16 protein-coding genes are annotated in these 18,153 nt (G+C 70.5%); 11 read left to right on the top strand and 5 right to left on the bottom strand.

Annotated features, from left to right (window positions below; all coding sequences use genetic code 11):
- Positions 1 to 8 precede the first annotated feature (8 nt).
- Together IEY88_RS14810 and IEY88_RS14805 are read left to right on the top strand one after the other, a co-directional pair.
- On the top strand, positions 9 to 2,135 hold the full coding sequence (locus IEY88_RS14810; RefSeq protein WP_189155258.1) for a serine/threonine-protein kinase: 2,127 nt from the start codon (positions 9 to 11) through the stop codon (positions 2,133 to 2,135).
- Positions 2,135 to 3,106 carry a PP2C family protein-serine/threonine phosphatase gene (locus IEY88_RS14805; protein ID WP_189155257.1) on the top strand — a complete coding sequence of 324 codons (972 nt, stop codon included), beginning with the start codon at positions 2,135 to 2,137 and terminating at the stop codon, positions 3,104 to 3,106. The genes IEY88_RS14810 and IEY88_RS14805 overlap by 1 nt, the downstream gene beginning before the upstream one ends.
- 134 nt (positions 3,107 to 3,240) lie before the next feature.
- Here the strand turns inward: IEY88_RS14805 and IEY88_RS14800 are convergent, their stop codons facing one another.
- Entirely contained in the window at positions 3,241 to 3,510 is a 270-nt protein-coding gene (locus IEY88_RS14800) for a virion tegument protein (protein ID WP_189155256.1), read from the bottom strand.
- A 211-nt stretch (positions 3,511 to 3,721) separates the two neighbouring features.
- Between IEY88_RS14800 and IEY88_RS14795 the strand changes: the two genes are divergently transcribed.
- The gene (locus IEY88_RS14795; RefSeq protein WP_189155255.1) at positions 3,722 to 4,489 is read left to right on the top strand and encodes an alpha/beta hydrolase; all 768 of its coding nucleotides are present in this window, start codon (positions 3,722 to 3,724) and stop codon (positions 4,487 to 4,489) included.
- On the opposite strand, the gene IEY88_RS14790 is transcribed toward IEY88_RS14795, so the two are convergent.
- Positions 4,482 to 5,525, bottom strand: a complete 1,044-nt coding sequence (locus tag IEY88_RS14790) for a LacI family DNA-binding transcriptional regulator (RefSeq protein WP_189155254.1) — start codon at positions 5,523 to 5,525, stop codon at positions 4,482 to 4,484. The two genes, IEY88_RS14795 and IEY88_RS14790, sit on opposite strands and share 8 nt — an antisense overlap.
- Positions 5,526 to 5,661: 136 nt before the next feature.
- Between IEY88_RS14790 and IEY88_RS14785 the strand changes: the two genes are divergently transcribed.
- The 3 genes from IEY88_RS14785 to IEY88_RS14775 are packed head-to-tail and all read left to right on the top strand — an operon-like array spanning position 5,662 to position 8,391.
- Complete coding sequence (locus IEY88_RS14785) at positions 5,662 to 6,672, top strand: sugar ABC transporter substrate-binding protein (protein ID WP_189155253.1); 1,011 nt, start codon at positions 5,662 to 5,664, stop codon at positions 6,670 to 6,672.
- 4 nt (positions 6,673 to 6,676) lie between these two features.
- Positions 6,677 to 7,630, top strand: coding sequence for an ABC transporter permease (locus tag IEY88_RS14780; RefSeq protein ID WP_189155252.1), 954 nt, complete (start codon positions 6,677 to 6,679; stop codon positions 7,628 to 7,630).
- Positions 7,627 to 8,391, top strand: coding sequence for an ATP-binding cassette domain-containing protein (locus tag IEY88_RS14775; protein ID WP_189155251.1), 765 nt, complete (start codon positions 7,627 to 7,629; stop codon positions 8,389 to 8,391). The genes IEY88_RS14780 and IEY88_RS14775 overlap by 4 nt, the downstream gene beginning before the upstream one ends.
- A 90-nt stretch (positions 8,392 to 8,481) precedes the next feature.
- Here IEY88_RS14775 and hrpA read toward each other — a convergent pair whose 3' ends face one another.
- Positions 8,482 to 12,348 carry an ATP-dependent RNA helicase HrpA gene (gene hrpA, locus IEY88_RS14770; protein ID WP_189155250.1) on the bottom strand — a complete coding sequence of 1,289 codons (3,867 nt, stop codon included), beginning with the start codon at positions 12,346 to 12,348 and terminating at the stop codon, positions 8,482 to 8,484.
- Between the two features lie 441 nt (positions 12,349 to 12,789).
- Here hrpA and IEY88_RS14765 point away from each other — a divergent pair, with 441 nt between their 5' ends.
- Together IEY88_RS14765 and IEY88_RS14760 are read left to right on the top strand one after the other, a co-directional pair.
- The gene (locus tag IEY88_RS14765) at positions 12,790 to 13,344 is read left to right on the top strand and encodes a DUF4240 domain-containing protein (protein ID WP_189155249.1); all 555 of its coding nucleotides are present in this window, start codon (positions 12,790 to 12,792) and stop codon (positions 13,342 to 13,344) included.
- Positions 13,344 to 13,670 carry a hypothetical protein gene (locus tag IEY88_RS14760; protein WP_189155248.1) on the top strand — a complete coding sequence of 109 codons (327 nt, stop codon included), beginning with the start codon at positions 13,344 to 13,346 and terminating at the stop codon, positions 13,668 to 13,670. The genes IEY88_RS14765 and IEY88_RS14760 overlap by 1 nt, the downstream gene beginning before the upstream one ends.
- On the opposite strand, the gene add is transcribed toward IEY88_RS14760, so the two are convergent.
- Together add and IEY88_RS14750 are read right to left on the bottom strand one after the other, a co-directional pair.
- The gene (gene add / locus IEY88_RS14755) at positions 13,586 to 14,614 is read right to left on the bottom strand and encodes an adenosine deaminase (protein ID WP_189155247.1); all 1,029 of its coding nucleotides are present in this window, start codon (positions 14,612 to 14,614) and stop codon (positions 13,586 to 13,588) included. The two genes, IEY88_RS14760 and add, sit on opposite strands and share 85 nt — an antisense overlap.
- 220 nt (positions 14,615 to 14,834) lie before the next feature.
- Positions 14,835 to 15,242: a hypothetical protein gene (locus IEY88_RS14750; RefSeq protein WP_189155246.1), complete on the bottom strand. Its 408-nt coding sequence runs from the start codon at positions 15,240 to 15,242 to the stop codon at positions 14,835 to 14,837.
- A 161-nt stretch (positions 15,243 to 15,403) separates the two neighbouring features.
- Between IEY88_RS14750 and IEY88_RS14745 the strand changes: the two genes are divergently transcribed.
- From IEY88_RS14745 to IEY88_RS44225, 3 genes are read left to right on the top strand one after another with little or no spacing between them, the layout of a single operon-like run.
- Positions 15,404 to 15,775 (top strand): DUF4180 domain-containing protein, encoded by a 372-nt coding sequence (locus tag IEY88_RS14745; RefSeq protein WP_189155245.1) that lies wholly within the window; start codon positions 15,404 to 15,406, stop codon positions 15,773 to 15,775.
- Between the two features lie 52 nt (positions 15,776 to 15,827).
- Complete coding sequence (locus tag IEY88_RS44230) at positions 15,828 to 16,874, top strand: threonine aldolase family protein (RefSeq protein WP_229693386.1); 1,047 nt, start codon at positions 15,828 to 15,830, stop codon at positions 16,872 to 16,874.
- Positions 16,871 to 17,989: a site-specific integrase gene (locus IEY88_RS44225; protein WP_229693385.1), complete on the top strand. Its 1,119-nt coding sequence runs from the start codon at positions 16,871 to 16,873 to the stop codon at positions 17,987 to 17,989. Before IEY88_RS44230 ends, IEY88_RS44225 begins: the two co-directional genes overlap by 4 nt.
- The last annotated feature ends 164 nt before the right edge of the window (positions 17,990 to 18,153 follow it).

The following is an 18,153-nucleotide window of genomic DNA, read 5'->3' as shown; positions in this document are numbered from 1 at the left end:
GGGCGCTGATGAGCGAGGAACTGCCCGAGACCGGGCCGTCGACGGCGCCGGGGACCGCGCCCTGGTCGGTGTCGCAGGAGGTGTCGCGGTCGAGCTCGGGCCGCACGCGCCGCGGCAGCGCCCGGTCGATGAGCCGCGGCCGGCTGGGCGCGGGACTGGTCGAGGTGCCGCGGGTGCCCTACCGGGACCCGAAGACCGCGGTCCTGGAGAACCCCGAGGTGCCGGAGGCGAAGCGGTTCTGCTCGAAGTGCGGCAAGAAGGTCGGGCGGCAGGGCGGCGGCAAACCGGGCCGGGTGGAGGGGTTCTGCCCGCAGTGCGGGCACGCGTACTCGTTCACGCCGAAGCTCGCGCCGGGCGAGGTGCTGCACGACCAGTACGAGGTGCTCGGGTGCCTCGCGCACGGTGGCCTGGGGTGGCTGTACCTGGCGCTCGACCACGCGGTGAGCGACCGGTGGGTGGTGCTCAAGGGCCTGCTCGACTCCGGTGACGCGGACGCGATGGCGGCGGCGCTCGCGGAACGCCGGTTCCTCGCGGAGGTCGAGCACCCGAACATCGTGAAGATCCACAACTTCATCCGCCACGAGAACAAGGCCAGCGGCAAGCTCGTCGAGTACATCGTGATGGAGTACGTCGGCGGCGAGTCGATCAAGGACATGATCACGCGCCGGCGCCGGGAGGGCCGCGGTGACGAGGCGTTGCCGCTGGCGCAGGCCATCGCGTACGTGCTGGAGATCCTGCCCGCGGTCGGCTACCTGCACGGCGTGGGCCTGCTGTACTGCGACTTCAAGCCGGACAACATGATCCACACCGAGGAGCAGCTCAAGCTGATCGACCTGGGCGCGGTGCGCCGCATCGACGACCACCACTCCCCCATCTACGGCACGATCGGCTACCAGGCGCCGGAGATCCGCGCGATCGGCCCGTCGGTGTTCTCCGACATCTACACGGTCGGCCGCGCGCTGGCGGTGATGAGCTTCCCGTTCGACTTCCGCGGCGCCGGCAAGGACCGGCTGCCCACGGTGGAGGAGCAGCCGCTGCTGGGCCGGTTCACCTCGTTCCACCGGCTGCTGCTGCGCGCCACGAACCCGAACCCCGAGCTGCGGTTCTGCTCCGCGCAGGACATGGCCGAGCAGCTCACGGGCGTGCTGCGCGAGGTGCTGGCGATCGAGGACGGCGTGCCGAGGCCGGGGTCGTCGCGGCAGTTCACGCCGGAACGCCGCCGCTTCGGCGTGGAGGGCGAGCTCGACCTGGCCGAGGTGGCGCTGGCGTTGCCCGCGCCCAGCGTGAGCACCTCCGACGCGGCCGCCTCGTGGCTGGCGACGGCGACGACGTCGGATCCGGAGGGCCTGCGCAAGGCACCGGAAGTGACGGTGGAGGTGCGGCTGCGGATCGTGCGGGTGCTGATCGAGTCCGGTGACACCGCGGCGGCGATGCGGGAGCTGGAGTCGCTGACGGCGCCGTCGATGTTCGACGAGCCGGAGCTCGACCCCGCCGAGGACTGGCGGCCCGACTGGTACCGGGGCCTCGCGGCGCTGGTCGACGGGCGCGCGGGGGACGCGCTGCGGTTCTTCGACGCGGTGTGCTCGGCGGTGCCGGGTGAGGCGGCGCCGAAGCTGGCGCTGGGCGTGTGCTGCGAGGCCGTCGGTGACCTGAAGTCTGCGGTGGGCTGGTACGAGCTGGTGTGGCGCACGGACCACGCGTACGTGTCGGCGGCGTTCGGGCTGGCACGGGTGCTGCTCGCGTGCGGTGACCGTTCTCGGGCGGTCGAGGTGCTGTTGTCCGTTCCGGACACATCTTCACAACACTTGCCGGCGCAGATCGCGGCGGTACGCGCGCAGCTCGGCGACTGCGCCGCGGAGGACCTCGTCGCGGCCGGGGAACGCTTGCACGCCTTGGACATCGACGTCCACTCGCACACGCAGCTGTCGGCGGAGGTGCTGGAGGCGGCGTACGACTACGTGACCCGCAATCAGGCCGCCGAGGGCAAGGTGCTGGACTGTGCACTCTCCGAACACGAGCTTCGGCTGGGTCTAGAGGCGCGCTACCGCACGCTTGCCCGGTTCGCGGCCACGCCGGAGGAACGGATCGCATTGGTGGACCGCGCGAACGCGGTAAGGCCTAGGACGTTGGTTTGATGGACACCCTGAAGTGCCCGGAGTGCTTCGCGCCCGTCGCGGCGGAGGACCGGTTCTGCGAGGCGTGCGGACGCAACCTGCTGGTCCGCCGCACGCCGCTGGGCGGACCGACCGGTCCCGCGCAGGCCTCGTGCATCCTGTGCGGGTCGCCGGACATCGATGACGAGGACTACTGCACCCAGTGCGGCCGTCACCAGCCCTCGGCGCGTGACCGGGTCGAGTACACCCTCGGCGCGGTCTCGGGCGTGAGCGACCGGGGCAAGCGGCGGGCGCGCAACGAGGACTCGATGGCGTTCGGCCACGTCGCGGGCAAGGGTGTCGCCGCCGTGGTCTGCGACGGCGTGGCCTCCTCCGAACGGGCGGAGCAGGCCTCGCAGGCCGCCGCCGACGCCGCGGTGGACGTGCTGCTCAACGCCCTGATCGACACCGCGGACGCCGAGCAGGCGATGGTGGACGCCGTCGCCGCGTCGTGCTTCGCGGTGGAGAAGCTCGTCGAGGACGAGCCGATGGAGCCGGGCGCGCGGGGCGTGGCACCGTCGTGCACGTTCGTGTCCGCCCTGGTGACGGGCTCGTCGGTGACGATCGGCTGGGTGGGCGACTCGCGCGCGTACTGGCTGTCCGACGAGGGCTCCAAGCAGCTCACCGCGGACGACACGTGGGCGGCGCAGCTGGTCGCGGAGGGCGTGCTGACCGAGGAGCAGGCCCGCACGGACCGCCGCGCGCACGTGCTGTCGCGGTGGATCGGCGCGGACGCCGGCCAGGTCGAACCGCAGGTCGTGACGGTGCAGCCGACGTCGCCGGGGGTGTTCCTGCTGTGTTCGGACGGGCTGCACAACTACCGGCCGGAGCCCGAGGACCTGCAGCCGCTGCTGCCGTGCGGGCCGGAGGAGTTCGTGAAGGTGGCGCTGGAGGCGGGCGGGCACGACAACATCACGGTGGTGCTGGTGCCGTTCGCGCCGGAGGAGCCGTAGAGGTTCACTCTTCACGGTGAGTTACCTCAGGTGGCCACCGTCGCGGCGGGAGATTCGTTACGTCGTGGCGGTGGCCGCTTTCGTGCCAGCAGGGTGGCGCACGCGAAGTCGGCGCGGCGACCTCTCTTCCCCGGTCAACCGCGGGTCTGCGGCGCGACTCTGGGATCCGTCAGGATCGCCCAGATGTACGACGGGCCTTGCAGATCCTGGATGCTGCCAGGTCCAGGCAGCGGTGCTCGGTCGAACGCCCGGCGGAAATGGCTCATCGGCAGCTGCCTGTCGGTGGTGTCCGGCACGATCTGACCCGAGACGACGCGATAGGTGAACGGGCGCCCCGTCTTCTGGTGGAATTCCTCTCCTTGCAGTTCGTTGATCCTTCGCCACGCCTCGCCGAATCCGTTCACGTCACACCCCGTGCCGATGAATGGTCGTTGCTCTCGGCATGGGTGAAAACACCAGGTGCCTGTCTAGTGACACCTGGCAGGTTTTTTTCTGAGCAGCCGGAAACGCGCGGCCGCCACACCGCGCTGGGCGCGTTCGTCGACCCGGCCGGTGGCCCGGGCAACGTTTACCAGGAGTTCGCCGGCGAGAGCTGCCGACCGACAGAATGGTCCGATGAGGAGGCCGGTGTTGATCGCGGTCGCGGTGGTTGTCACCATCGTCGCCGTGGTCTTCACCTTCCAGCGCAAGCTCGTGTACTTCCCCTCCCCCGGCCCGGTGCCTGCCGCGGACGAGGTGCTGCCCGGCGGCCGTGACGTCCGGCTGGTGACGGCGGACGGTCTGCTGCTCGACGGCTGGCACTTCGAGCTGCCCGGCGCGCCCGCGACGGTGATCGTGTTCCCCGGCAACGCCGGCAACCGGGAGGGCCGGGTGTCGCTGGCGCGGGAGCTGACCGCGCGCGGGCTGTCGGTGCTGCTGTTCGACTACCGCGGTTACGGCGGCAATCCCGGCAAGCCGTCGGAGGAGGGTCTGGGCTTCGACGCGCGGGCGGCGCTGGACCTGATCGACGGGCCGGTCGTCTACTTCGGGGAGTCGCTGGGCGCGGCGGTGGCCGCGGAGCTAGCGACGTTCCGCGCGCCCAAGGCCATGGTGTTGCGCTCGCCGTTCGCGTCGCTGGCGGCGGTGGGCTCGCACCACTACCCGTGGCTGCCCGTCAAGATGTTGTTGCAGGACAAGTACCCGGTGGTGGAGCGGGTGTCCGCTGTGGACGTCCCGACGGTGGTGCTGCTGGGGACGCGGGACTCGGTGGTGCCGCCCGCGCAGAGCCGGGAGGTGGCGAGCGCGGCGCGGGCCAAGTTGATCGAGATCGACGGCGCCGACCACAACGACCCGGTGCTGAACTCCGGGCCGCAGGTGATCGACGCGGTGCTGTCGGTCAGCTGAGCGGGACGATCTCGCCGGAGCCCCGGGGCACGAGGGCGGCGGGGACGACGGCGTGCACGGGTGGTGAGGTGTCGCCGTCGATGCGGGCGAGGACGAGGTCGGCGGCTTTGCGGCCGATGCCGGGGACGTCCTGGCGCACGACGGTGATGCCGGGGTCGAGCATGTCGGCGAGCGGGAAGTCGTCGAACCCGATGACGGCGACGCGGCGGTGCAGGTCACGCGCCCGCAGGACGCGCATCGCGCCGACGGTGACGAGGTTCTGGGCGGTGAACAGCGCCGTCGGGGGCCTCTCGAGGCAGAACAGCTCGGCGGTGGCGGTCTCGGCGAGGTCGGCGCCGTGCAGGTCGGTGCGCACGAGCTCGCCGCGCAGCGCGACACCGGCCTGGGCGAGGCCTTCGACGTAGCCGGTGTAGCGCTCCTGGCTGGTCCACAGGGTGCGGCGGTCGCCGAGGAACGCGATGTCGCGGTGCCCGAGGGCGGCCAGGCGCGCCACGGCGTCGCGGGAGCTCTCGCGGTTGGTGGTGGTGACGCAGTCGGTGCCGCCGAAGGTGGGCGGCCGGTCGACGAGCACCATCGGGGTGCCGCGTTCGCGTTCGTGCTGCAGGGCGTCCTGGTGGCCGCCGGCGGCCATGACGACGACGCCGTCGACACGGCGCGCGGACAGCGACAGCAGCAGTTCGCGTTGCAGGGTGTGGTCGTCCTCGTTGCTGCCCGCGAGGACGAGAACGCCGCTGTGGCGGGCCCGGTCCTCCACGGCGCGCAGCAGGGCGGCGTCGAAGGGGTTGGACAGGTCCTCGAACAGCACGCCGATGGTGGCGCTGCGCCGGTCGGAACGGCGCAGGCTGCTGGCGGTGAGGTTGGGGCGGTAGCCCAGGGTGCGGGCGGCGGCGCGGACGCGGTCGGTGACCTCGGTCCCGGCGCCGGGCAGGCCGTTGATGACGCGCGAGACGGTCTTGGTGCTGACGTTCGCGAGCGCGGCGACGTCGCGCATGGTGGGTTCGCGCATGGTGGGTTCGCGTCTGCCGGTCGGCTCCATGTCCACGTCCCTTGGCCTCTTGCGTCAACGATGACGCGAAGGGTATACCCGATCGGTATCACGCGTAGCCGCTCTTCCGTCACTCACGGTGGGGTCGCGGGGGCTTGGTTACGTCAACGTTGACGTAGGAGTTGTCATGCGCAGAACGGTCGGGGTTGTCGGCGCAGCGGCGTTGCTCGTGCTCTCCGCGTGCGGGGGTGGTGGCTCGTCCGGCGGGTCGACGCTGGTGGGGCTGGTGACGAAGACGGACACGAACCCGTTCTTCGTGAAGATGAAGGAGGGCGCGCAGCAGGCGGCGTCCTCGTCCGGTGCGACGGTGCAGTCGTTCGCGGGCAAGCAGGACGGCGACAACCAGTCGCAGGTCGACGCGGTCGAGAACCTGATCGCCTCGGGCGCGAAGGGCATCCTGATCACGCCGAGCGACTCGAAGGCGATCGTGCCGTCGGTGGACAAGGCGCGGGCGGCGGGCCTGCTGGTGATCGCGCTGGACACGCAGCTGGAACCGGCGAACGCCGCGGACGCGACGTTCGCGACGGACAACTACAGGGCGGGGCTGCTGATCGGGCAGTGGGCGAAGTCGAAGTTCGCGAAGGAGGGCAGGCAGGCCAAGATCGCGCTGCTGGACCTCAACCCGAACCAGGTGTCGGTCGACGTGCAGCGCGACCAGGGGTTCCTGGAGGGCTTCGGCGTCGACGTGAAGGACAAGACGCGCATCGGTGACGAGTCCGATCCGCGGATCGTGGGCCACGACGTGACCGACGGCGACCCGTCCGGCGGCCGGCGCGCGATGGAGAACCTGCTGCAGCGCGACCCGTCGATCAACCTCGTCTACACGATCAACGAGCCGGCGGCGGCGGGCGCGTTCGAGGCGTTGAAGGCGGCGGGCAAGGACAAGGACGTCGTGATCGTGTCGGTCGACGGCGGCTGCCCCGGCGTGAACAACGTCAAGGCGGGCGTGATCGGCGCGACCTCGCAGCAGTACCCGCTCAAGATGGCGCAGCTGGGCGTGGAGGCGGTCGCGAAGTTCGCGAAGGACGGCTCGAAGCCGCAGGACACCGACTCCGGCGTCACGCTGGTGACCGACCAGCCGGCCGACGGCGTCGAGTCGAAGGACTCGGCGTGGGGCCTGCAGAACTGCTGGGGCTGACCCGATGGCCGTGGTGGAGTCTCGTGAACGGTCGCTGCTGACACGGGTTCAGCACCTGCTGCACGCGCAGGCGACGATCGGCCCGGCGGTGGTGCTGCTGGTCGCGGTGGTGGTGTTCGCGCTGCTGTCGGACCGCTTCCTGACGCCGGGCAACATCTCGCTGGTCCTGCAGCAGGTGGCGGTGGTGGGCACGCTCGCGGTGGGGCAGACGATCGTGATCCTGACCGCCGGGATCGACCTGTCGTGCGGGGCGATCATGGTGCTGACCTCGATCGTGATGGCGAAGGTCGCGTCGGAGACGGGCCTGCCGGGGTTGCCCGCGCTGCTGCTCGGGTTCGCCGTGGGCACGCTGTGCGGGTTGCTCAACGGTCTGCTGGTGACGCGGTTGAAGCTGCCGCCGTTCATCGTCACGCTGGGCACGCTCAACGTGTTCTTCGCGTTGAACCTCTGGTACTCGGGCAGCGCGACGATCCGCGGCACGGACATGCCGTCGTTGCTGCTGTGGACCGGCCAGACGATCAACATCGGTGGCACGCGCATCACCTACGGCTCGATCCTGCTGGTGCTGCTCGTGGCGGCGATGGCGTTCGTGCTGAAGAACACCGCGCGCCTGTCCGGTATCCGCACGACGCGGGTGCTGGTCGGCGTGTACGCGACGGCGGGCCTGATCTACGCGATGGCGGCGTGGACGCTGATCGGCCGGATCGCCTCGGCGTCCCCGCAGGCGGGGCAGACCGACAACCTGGACTCGATCACCGCCGTGGTGATCGGCGGGACGTCGCTGTTCGGCGGCCGCGGCGCGGTGGTGGGGTCGCTGATCGGCGCGTTGATCGTCGGCGTGTTCCGCAACGGCCTCGCGCTGGCCGGGGTGGACGTGCTGTGGCAGACGATGGCGGTCGGTGTGCTGATCATCGTGGCGGTGTCGCTGGACCAGTGGATCAGGAAGGTCCGCTCATGACCCCGGTGCTACAGGCGCGCGGCCTGGTGAAGCGGTACGGGAAGGTGACGGCGCTGGCGGGCTCGGACCTGGAGCTGCTGCCGGGCGAGATCCTCGCGGTGATCGGCGACAACGGCGCGGGCAAGTCGTCGCTGATCAAGGCCCTGTCGGGGGCGGTGGTGCCGGACGAGGGCGAGGTGCTGCTCGACGGCTCCCCCGTGTCGTTCTCGACGCCGCTGGACGCACGGCGCGCGGGCATCGAGACGGTGCACCAGTCACTGGCGGTGTCGCCGTCGCTGGACATCGCGGCGAACCTGTTCCTGGGCCGTGAGCTGCGCCGCAAGGGCGTGCTGGGGTCGGTGTTCCGGATGCTCGACCGCGCGGGCATGCGGGAGGAGGCGCGCCGGCAGCTCGACGCGTTGGGGATCATGACGATCCAGAACCCCGGCCAGGCGGTCGAGACCCTGTCCGGTGGGCAGCGCCAGGCGGTCGCGGTGGCGCGGGCGGCGGCGTTCGGCAGCCGGGTCGTGATCATGGACGAACCGACGGCGGCGCTCGGGGTGCGGGAGTCGCGGGCGGTGCTGGACCTGATCCTGCAGGTCCGCGACCGGGGTCTGCCGGTGATCTTGATCAGCCACAACATGCCGCACGTGTTCGAGGTCGCCGACCGCATCCACATCCAGCGCCTGGGCCGGCGCAAGGCCGTCGTCGACCCCAAGTCCGTGTCGATGTCGGACGCGGTGGCGATCATGACCGGCGCGCTCGAACCGCCGCCGGGTTAGCCGGTACCGAAGGGGTTGCCGATCACGTACCGCCACCGGCCGTCCGCGCCTCTGCGCGACGCCGGTGGCGGTACCGGGCGAGCTCGCTCCTCACAACGGCACCGCGTCGAGCGCTTTGTAGATGCGCTTGTCGCTGATCGTGTACCGCGTCTTGATGGTCTGCGCGAAGTACGACAGCCGCAGCTCCTCGATCATCCACCGGATCTCGTCGAGCTCGGGCGCGGGCTCGTCGGCCGGGGTCTGCGCGCGCAGCTCCCGGTACTCGGCGTGGACCTGGTGCACCGTGTTCGTCCACTCGAGGTCGCGGCGCGGGTTCTCGGGCAGCTTCTCGATCCGCCGCGTCACGCCCTTGAGGTAGCGGACGAGGTCCGGCAGCCGGTCGTAGCCGGTTCGGGTGACGAAACCCTTGTACACCAGCGAGTTGAGGTGTGCGCGGATGTCGTTGGCGGAGTCCGGGACGCCTTTGAGGCCGCTGAGTTCCAGTTCGGCCTCGTGGTGGGCCTCGAGGACCTTGCGGACCTCCTGCACGACGACCCAGGTGGTGTCGTTGAGCGCGGCCTGGACCTTCTTGAGCTGGGCGGCGTAGGACCTGGCGTCCCACGCCGGCTCGCCCATGAGGCGGTCGACGGCGGCCATGATGCAGTCGGCGAGCAGGGCCGCGACGCTGCCGTGGGGGTTGCGGGTCAGGGCGAGCTTGGCGGCGTTGTCGAGGTGGCGCTGCAGGTGTTTGACGGGCGAGTTGACGCCGAGCAGCAGGAGTCTGCGCACGCCGCGGCGGTGCGCGTAGGCCTGGCGGCCCGGGGTGTCGAGGACCTTGATCGCCGCGGTCTCGCCCTGGTCGAGCAGCGACGGGTAGGCGGTGACGGTGATGCCGGACTGCCGCTGCTCGATGGTGCGGGGCAGCGCGTCGAAGTCCCAGCCCGTCAGGCCGGTGCGTTCGAGGTGGCCGGCGGCCTGCGACAGCGACTCGCGGACCTCGTCGCGCAGCTTCTCCTTGAGCACCGCGATGTCCTTGCCCTCGGCGAGGGTGCGGTTGTGCTCGTCGACGACCTGGAACGTGAGCTTGAGGTGGTCCGGGACGGCGTCGAACTGCCAGTCCTCGCGGTGCACGGTGACGCCGGTGAGGGCTTTGAGCTCGCGTTCGACGCCGCCGAGCAGGCTCATCTCGCCGGGCTTGATGCGGGCGAGCACGGCCGTGGCGACGTCGGGGACGGGCACGAAGTTGCGGCGGATCTGCTTGGGCAGCGACCGGATGAGCGCGACGACGAGGTCGTGGCGCAGGCCGGGGATCTGCCACGAGAACGCGTCGTCGTCCAGCGTCGTCAACGCCGGCAGCGGCAGCTGGACGGTGACGCCGTCGTTCTTCGTGCCAGGCTCGAAGTGGTAGCTCAACGGCAGCGTCAGCTCGCCCTGGCGCCACTGGTCGGGGTAGGCGTCGGGGGTGACGTCGGCACGGTCGTTGACCAGCATCTCCTTGGTGAAGGTGAGCTGGTTCTCGTCCTTCTGCTTCTTCCACCACGAGTCGAAGTGCCGCGCGGACACGACCTCGGCGGGCACGCGCTTGTCGTAGAACTCGTAGAGCGTCTCCTCGTCGACGACGATGTCGCGTCGCCGCGCGCGGTTCTCGAGTTCGCCGACCTCCTCGAGCATCGCCCGGTTGGTGTGGAAGAACCGGTGGTGCGTGGTCCACTCCCCCTGCACGAGCGCGTGCCGGATGAACAGCTCACGCGACAGCCCGGGGTCGATGCGGCCGTAGCTGACCTTGCGGCCCGCGACGATCGGCACCCCGTAGAGCGTGACCTTCTCCAGCGCGACGACGCTGCCGCGTTTGCTCTCCCAGTGCGGTTCGCTGTACTGGCGTTTGACGACGTGCTCGCCGAGCCGTTCGGCCCACTCGGGTTCGATCTTGGCGGCGATGCGGCCCCACAGGCGGCTGGTCTCGACGAGCTCGGCGGCCATCACCCACTGCGGTGGTTTCTTCGCCAGCGCGGAGCCGGGGAAGATCGCGAACTTGGCGTTGCGGGCGCCGAGGAACTCCGTCATGGGGCGACGTTTCTCGCCTGGTGCCTGCTTCTTGAGGACGTCCTTGACGCCGATGTGGCTGAGCAGACCCGAGAGCAGCGCGATGTGGATGTTGCGGGGATCGCCGGGCTGCTCGTCGAGGTGCATGCCCATCTGCTTGGCGACTTGACGCAGCTGCAGGTAGATGTCCTGCCACTCGCGCACGCGCAGGTAGTTGAGGAACTCGGCCTTGCAGCGCTTGCGGAACTGGTTGCCGCTCAGTTCCTTCTGCTGTTCCTTGAGGTACTGCCACAGGTTGAGGAACGTGACGAAGTCGGATTCCTTGTCCACGAACCGCGCGTGCGACTGGGTCGCGGCCTCCTGCTGGTCGGCCGGGCGTTCGCGGGGGTCCTGGATGGACAGTGCCGCGGCGATGATCATGACCTCTTTGAGGCAGCCGGTGGTGTCGGCCTCGAGCACCATACGCCCCAGCCGCGGGTCCACCGGGAGTGCGGCGAGCTTGCGGCCGGTCGGGGTGAGCTTCTTCTCGGCGGCGTTGATCGCGCCGAGCTCTTGGAGCAGGCCGATGCCGTCGTTGATGTTGCGGGAGTCCGGCGGGTCGATGAACGGGAACCGCGCGACGTCACCGAGGCCGATGTTGGTCATCTGCAGGATGACGCTGGCGAGGTTGGTGCGCAGGATCTCCGCGTCGGTGAACTCCGGGCGGGCCTCGAAGTCGTCCTCGGAGTACAGGCGGATGCAGATGCCCTCGCTGACGCGGCCGCAGCGGCCCTTGCGCTGGTTCGCGGACGCCTGGCTGATGGGTTCGATCGGCAGCCGCTGGACCTTGAGGCGGTGGCTGTAGCGGGAGATGCGGGCGTTGCCGGGGTCGACGACGTACTTGATGCCGGGCACGGTGAGGCTGGTCTCGGCGACGTTGGTGGCGAGCACGACGCGCCGGCCGGTGTGCCGCTGGAACACCCGGTGCTGCTCGCCCACGCTGAGCCGGGCGTAGAGCGGGAGGATCTCGGTGTTCTTGAGGTCCTCGGCTTTGAGGGCGTCGGCGGTGTCGCGGATCTCGCGTTCACCGGACAGGAACACCAGGACGTCACCGGGTCCCTCGGCCTGCAGTTCGTGGACGGCGTTGACGATCCCCTGGGTCTGGTCGTCGTCCTCCTCGAGCGGCCGGTAGCGGGTCTCGACGGGGTAGGTGCGGCCGGAGACCTCGATGACCGGGGCGTTCTCGAAGTGCGCGCTGAACCGCTGCGGGTCGATCGTCGCGCTGGTGATGACGACCTTGAGGTCGGGGCGGCGCGGCAGCAGCTGCTTGAGGTAGCCGAGCAGGAAGTCGACGTTGAGGCTGCGTTCGTGGGCCTCGTCGATGATGATCGTGTCGTAGCGGCTCAGCTCGCGGTCGGTCTGGATCTCGGCGAGCAGGATGCCGTCGGTCATGAGCTTGACCAGCGTCTCGTCACCGGACTGGTCGGTGAACCGGACTTTGTACCCGATCGTGTCACCGAGCTTGGTGCCCAGCTCCTCCGCGACGCGTTCGGCGACGGTGCGCGCGGCGATGCGGCGCGGCTGGGTGTGGCCGATCTGGCCGGTGATGCCGCGACCGAGCTCCAGGCAGATCTTGGGCAGCTGCGTGGTCTTGCCGGACCCGGTCTCGCCCGCGACGATCACGACCTGGTTGTGCGCGATCAGCTCTTTGATGTCGTCCTTGCGCTGGCTGACCGGCAGCTCGGCCGGATAGCTGATCTGGGGGACGGACTCCCTGCGCAGCGCGACCTTGAGCGCGGCCTCGTCGATCTGGGCGGCGATCTCCTCGGTGATCTTCTTGCGCGCGAGCGGGTCCTTGACCCGGCGTGCGCCGTCGAGGCGCCTGGCGAGCCGGCGTTGATCACGCGGCATGAGCTCGGGCAGGCGTTTGTGCAGTTCAGCGTGCGGGGTGTCCATTTGGCCTCAAGGATAGTCAGGCACCCGTGGTTCGCTCGCGTCAATAACCGCGAGATCCCGCCGCCGACCTCGCTCCGCAGCGCCCGGACCACGCACGAACCATGTCTGACCTGCGGCAATGCCGGGGTGGTGGTCGGGGCGCCTCGCGTCGCCGTCGGCGGGTGAGATCGCCGACTCCCGTGGTCTGGGTCGACGAGCAGCGCTCCCGCCACCGCGTTCGGCTGCCTCGCTGCTTCCTCCTCGCTGCTTCCTCCGCTCCTGCCCTGCCTGTGCTCCGTGCTCTTCCGAGCGGCGTCCGCTGCGTCTCGCGGCGGCCCCCACCGTCAACCGCGACCCCCGCCCGCCCTGTCGTAGCGCCCGAGCCCCGAGTCGTTGAGCCCCTGAGCTGCGTGGATGCTCGGGCTCCGAAAATTGTCAGACCCTGTCGCTAGCGTTCTCGGCATGGACCTGAACGCGTTCTGGGGCCTGGTCGAGTCGTCCGCGGTGGGCGCTTCCGACCAGGACGATCGGCTGGAGCGGCTGACCGCCGCTCTGGCCGCGCTGCCTGCCGGTGAGGTGGTGGAGTTCGCGGTGCGGCTCGACGAGGTGCGTCGGCGGGTCGACACATGGGGGCACTGGCACGCGGCGGATCTGATCTGCGGCGGGTGGTGTTCGGGCGACGAGTTCTTCTACTTCCAGGCGTGGCTGGTGGGTCAGGGGCGGGCGGTGTTCGAGGCGGTGGCCTCGTCGCCGGACGCGCTGGCCGATCTGCCGCACGTGCGGCTGCTGGCGTCTCGTGGCGGTGTGCACGCGTGGGCGGAGGAGGAGTGGCCGGACTGGGAGGGTCTCGACCACGTGGCGGCCGAGGCGTTCGACGGTGATCTGGAGGCGCAGCCGGCGGTGGGCGGGCTGCTGGTGTCTCCGGATCCGGCCGGTGAGCCGTGGGATTTCGCTGATCCGGCGGAGATCTCCGCGCGGGTTCCGCGGTTGGGTGCGTTGTTCGGGAAGGTGGCGTGATGGACGTGCCGGTCGATGTGGTGGTGTGGCGGGCTCCTGGTCCGGCGTCGTTCCCGGAGGCGGCGGCCCGGTACGCGGAGCTGCGGTCCTCACCGCTGGGCGCGTTCGAGCCGGCGGTGGCGGCGTTCGTGCGGGAGTTGCGGCAGACCTCGCCTGATCCCTCTTCCCCGGTGTCGTGGGACGAGGCGCTGACGGTAGGGGTCGACGCGGTCATCGTGCACGTGGTGTGGCCAGGGCGGCGTCAGGTGCTGGAGCTGGTGGCGTTGCTGGCGTCGCGGCACGGGCTGGTGTGCTTCGAGCCTGCCCGCCAGGTGGCGATGTCGTGACGTAGCGCGGTCTTCGTCGCCTCAGGTGCGAAGGAGGCGTCGACGGCGTTGGTGGCGAGACGGGCCAGGGTGTCGTCGTCGAAGCCGAGGTGCTCGCGCAGCAGCCGGTACTCGCCGGTGAGCGTGGTGCCGGTGGAGGCGGGGATGTCGGTGCTGAGCGTGACGGTCAGGCCGGCGTCGAGCAGCAGTGGCAGCGGATGAGAGGAGATGGATTCGACCAGTCCCAGCGCGACGTTCGACGACGGGCAGGCTTCGAGCGGTGTGGCGCGGTCCCGTAGCAGCGCGACGACCTCCGGGTCTTCGAGGGCGCGGAACCCGTGGCCGATCCGGTCGGCGAGCCCGACGGTCAGGGCCTCGGCGACGCTCGACGCCCCGCAGCACTCTCCGGCGTGGTGCACGAGTCCGATCCCGGCGTCCCGCGCGGCGCGGAACACGGCGGTGAACGGGGTGAGCGGGTGGTCTTCCGCTCCGGCCATGCCGATCGCCACGACCTGCGGGTGATCGACCGCGAGTCGTAGTGAGTCCTGAAATCGCGCTACCGATCGCTTCCTGGGGTGGTCCACGATCACACGGCATTCGATGCCGTGGGCGGCCTGTCCTGCGGCGAGCCCGGACAACACCGCCTCGAGCGGCATGTCCGGATCACCGAGTCGTTCTCCGTGCGCTGCCGCGGTGAACGTGACCTCGGCGTACCGGGTCCCCTGCGCTGCTTCCTCGGCGCAGAACTCGTACGCGATCCGGTGGAAGTCCTCGGCTCGCCGCAGGCAGTCCCGCACCGCCCCGTTGTGGGCGGCGAACTGCGCGAACCCGTCGAACGCGCCCGCTTGCACGGCGGGGACGTCGACGCCGTGGTGCTCGGCGAGCTCCGCGAGGGTGTCCGTGCGCACGGTGCTCTCGAGGTGCACGTGCAGGTGGGCTTTGGGCAACGCCGCGAGATCACGCATGGGCCGCGACGCTACCCAGACCCGTCAGCGCACGCCCGGCATTTTCGGGGCGGGTCACCGCGCGAGGAACGCCACCGCGCTGTCGATCTCGTGGCCGGGGACGTCGCCGTGCCCGCCGGGGTTGGCGTGCAACGACTCCACCAGCGCCCGCGTCGGGTTCTGGGGCGTGTCCATGGGCACCGCCCCCGGCATCCCGCTCGTCGCCGCCGAACCCCCGCGTCTACGCGGCCGTTTTCGGAGTCATCGGCGCCGCCGTCGGACTTCGGCGCGCCGCCGCGCGGATCACCGTGCCTGTGCGGTTCCTGCTGCGATGCGACGACCGGCTCGTCGCCCGCGACGACGGCCTCACGGTGTTCGACGCCTTCGCCACACCGCACACGTCGTCGGCGGTGCGGGGCCTCTCGCCGTGGCCGGGGCGTCGAGCCTGACGACGGCGAGTCCGGCGGCGGTGCATCGGCGCGTGGGCGATGACACCGGGGGCGTGGATGTGCTGGCCGCCGCCGTGGGCACCGAGCACGAGCCCGGCCGAGGCTCCCGCAGGTGTCAGCAACGCTCCCGGGACGCCGTCGTGGACGAAGTCGCGCCGGGTGGTGCCGTCGGAGGCCGTGGTCGTGGAGGTGAGGTGCATCGTCGATCGCCTTCGGGGCTCCTGGAGCGCTGGGGTGACCGCGTTGGTGGGACTCAGCTCCTCGGGCCCACCGCGTGCGGTGGCCCAGGCAGGCGGTGATCGGCGGGCGCGCGGGTATACCGCGCGACACCGGATGCGGGCCGAGGCTAGGTTGCGGTGCCATGCCTGATGTTGTGCAGACGCGCCACGGCGCGAGCGTGCTGATGTGTGCCGCCGACGGTCCCCCGATCACCGACGAGCAGTCCGCTGTGGACCTGATCGGCACGTTGTGGGGGCAGGACGTGCAGTGGCTGGTGTTGCCGGTGGCGCGACTGTCGCAGGACTTCCTGGTGCTGCGCACGCGGGTGGCGGGCGCGGTGGTGCAGAAGTTCCAGCAGTACGGGTTCCGGGTCGTGGTGGTCGGCGACATCGCGGAGCAGGTGGCGGCGAGCACGGCGTTGCGGGACTTCGTGTACGAGTCGAACCGGGGCCGGCAGCTGTGGTTCGTCGCGGACGAGGCGGAGCTGGACGCACGGCTGGCCGCAGCCGCCTGACCACGGCGAACGGCTCTATTGCATATTACTTGCAATAGGTAGTGTCGCAGGCATGGACATCCGTCGTTCTCTGTCGCAGCACAGCGGCCCGCGCAAGTCACCGCACGAGGTCCTCGGCCGTCTCGCCGAGTGGGTCACGCCCGCCATGAGACCCGAGGATCCCGTGCGGGAACTGGAGGAACGGGTCGCGGGCCTGCTGGGCAAGCCCCAGGCGTTGTTCTTCCCGTCGGGGACGATGGCGCAGCAGGTGGCGTTGCGGGTGCACGCCGACCGGACAGGCCGGCGCTCGTTCGCGGGGCACCCGCAGTCACATCTGCACGTATGGGAGAACCAGGGCTACAACGCACTGCACGGCCTGTCGTTCCATCCCGTGGGCGATCGCCACGAGCTGTTCGGCCTGCACGACCTGAAGGCGGTGCACGAACCGCTCGCGGCCGTGGTGTTCGAACTGCCGCAACGCGACATCGGCGGCCTGCTGCCCTCCTTCGAGGACCTCGCGGCGCAGGCGGGGTGGGCGCGGGAGTCCGGCGCGGCCGCGCACTGCGACGGCGCGCGGCTGTGGGAGGCGCAGACCGGCTACGACGCCACCTTCGCCGAGATCGCCGCGTTGTTCGACACGGTGTACGTCTCGCTCTACAAAGGACTCGAAGGTGTGCGGGGCGCGGTGCTCGCCGGGGACGCGGAAACGATCGGGCACGCGGCGGTGTGGCGGCGGCGGATGGGCGGGGCGATCGTCGACGCGTGGCCGCTGGCCGCGATCGCGTTGATGGGCATGGACGTGAACCTGCCGAGGATGGCGGAGTTCAAGCAGCACGCCCAGGCGCTCGCGGAGGCGATCAACGCCGACGGGTTCGCGCACACCACGCCCGGCACACCGGCCACTCCCCTGTTCCACGTCCACCTGCCGATGTCGCGCCACGACGCGCAGAAGGCCGCACAGCACCTGCTGGAGGAGACGGGGATCCGGCTTTTCCTGTACGCGCGGTCCAATCCCGACCCGGGCCGCTGCTCGTTCGAGGTGAGCGTGGGGATCAGCGGCCTGGAGTTCACGCCGCGCGAGGTCGTGGAGTTGATCAGAGGACTACCATCGCGGGTGTGAGCCTGCCCGAACCCGTCCAGCACGCGCTGGTCAGGGTCTCGCACTCGGTCCTGATCGACGTCGACGCGCTCGCGGGGGTGCGCGAGAGGTTCGACGACGAGCAGGCCGCGTCGCTGAGCGGCTACCTGCGCAGCGCCCAGTCGCCGAACACGGTGCGCGCCTACCGGTCGGACTGGATCGCGTGGGCCGGGTGGTGCCAGGCGGAGGGCCGCCAGGCGCTGCCGGCGGACCCGCTGGACGTGGCGGTGTACCTGGCGGTCGCGGCGGACACGGTGAAGCCGGACGGCTCACCCGCGTTCGGGCCGTCCACGCTGGAACGCAAGTCGGCGGCGATCTCCGCGGTGCACGCGGCGAACGGACTGCCCAGCCCAACCCGCAGCGATGTCGTGCGGCTGACGCTGCGCGGTATCCGCCGCACCCGCAAGGCCCAGCCCCAGCGCAAACGGCCGGTGCTGCTCGACACCCTGGAAGCGCTGCTGGCCGAACGCCCGCCCGAGGGCCCGGCCCGCACGCGCGACGCCCTGCTGCTGCTGGTCGGGTTCGCGGGGGCGTTGCGGCGCAGCGAACTGGCGGGCGTCGAGTTCGAAGACGTGACCGTGGACGTCGATCCGCGCACGCACGAGCCGCTGCTGCTGATCCGGCTCGGCACGACCAAGACCGACCAGACGGGCAAGCACCAGCAGTCGGTGGTGCTGCCGCGCGGCAGCAGGCGCCCGACGTGCCCGGTGTGCGCGTTCGCCGACTGGACGGAGGTGCTCGACGGCAAGGAGATCATCGAGACCGGCCTGCACCGCTGCCACGGCTACCAGCCCGGCGCACGTCAGGGCGCGGTGTTCCCGATCATCAACCGCCACGGCGGCATCAGCGCCAAGGCCATGTCGGGACGCGCGGTGGCCGAGCTCGTGAAGCGCTACGCGGTGCGCGCGGGCCTGGACCCGGCGATGTTCGGCGGGCACTCGCTGCGGGCCGGGTTCGCGACGCAGGCGGCGCTGGGCGGGGCGAGCGACCGGGAGATCATGCGGCAGGGCCGGTGGACCAACCCGCGCACCGTGCACCGCTACATCCGGACCGCGAACCCCCTCGAGGACAACGCCGTGACCCGCCTCGGCCTGTGAATTTGTGACCCAGCTCTCACTCTGCGCAGTTAACTGTAAACAAGATCCCCTCCGATAGTGCTGCACCAGAAGACGCAGCCCGTTACGCCGGAGGCCGGATCGGACCGGGACGTTTCCACCGTGTTTCCACGCCGTTTGAGCTGCCTTTATGGTCCGCCGCTCGG

It is taken from the genome of Lentzea pudingi (assembly GCF_014646255.1).
Classification (GTDB): Bacteria; Actinomycetota; Actinomycetes; order Mycobacteriales; family Pseudonocardiaceae; genus Lentzea; species Lentzea pudingi.
This window is presented reverse-complemented; position numbering and strand designations above follow the sequence as displayed.

Coding starts and splice junctions, on each gene's coding strand:
- add (WP_189155247.1), bottom strand. CDS start 14,614: ATGCGTGATCTCGCGGCGTTGCCCAAAGCCCACCTGCACGTGCACCTC.
- IEY88_RS14805 (WP_189155257.1), top strand. CDS start 2,135: ATGGACACCCTGAAGTGCCCGGAGTGCTTCGCGCCCGTCGCGGCGGAG.
- IEY88_RS14750 (WP_189155246.1), bottom strand. CDS start 15,242: ATGCACCTCACCTCCACGACCACGGCCTCCGACGGCACCACCCGGCGC.
- IEY88_RS14745 (WP_189155245.1), top strand. CDS start 15,404: ATGCCTGATGTTGTGCAGACGCGCCACGGCGCGAGCGTGCTGATGTGT.
- IEY88_RS44230 (WP_229693386.1), top strand. CDS start 15,828: ATGGACATCCGTCGTTCTCTGTCGCAGCACAGCGGCCCGCGCAAGTCA.
- IEY88_RS14795 (WP_189155255.1), top strand. CDS start 3,722: ATGAGGAGGCCGGTGTTGATCGCGGTCGCGGTGGTTGTCACCATCGTC.
- IEY88_RS14790 (WP_189155254.1), bottom strand. CDS start 5,525: ATGGAGCCGACCGGCAGACGCGAACCCACCATGCGCGAACCCACCATG.
- IEY88_RS14780 (WP_189155252.1), top strand. CDS start 6,677: ATGGCCGTGGTGGAGTCTCGTGAACGGTCGCTGCTGACACGGGTTCAG.
- IEY88_RS14775 (WP_189155251.1), top strand. CDS start 7,627: ATGACCCCGGTGCTACAGGCGCGCGGCCTGGTGAAGCGGTACGGGAAG.
- IEY88_RS14785 (WP_189155253.1), top strand. CDS start 5,662: ATGCGCAGAACGGTCGGGGTTGTCGGCGCAGCGGCGTTGCTCGTGCTC.
- IEY88_RS14760 (WP_189155248.1), top strand. CDS start 13,344: ATGGACGTGCCGGTCGATGTGGTGGTGTGGCGGGCTCCTGGTCCGGCG.
- hrpA (WP_189155250.1), bottom strand. CDS start 12,348: ATGGACACCCCGCACGCTGAACTGCACAAACGCCTGCCCGAGCTCATG.
- IEY88_RS14765 (WP_189155249.1), top strand. CDS start 12,790: ATGGACCTGAACGCGTTCTGGGGCCTGGTCGAGTCGTCCGCGGTGGGC.
- IEY88_RS14810 (WP_189155258.1), top strand. CDS start 9: ATGAGCGAGGAACTGCCCGAGACCGGGCCGTCGACGGCGCCGGGGACC.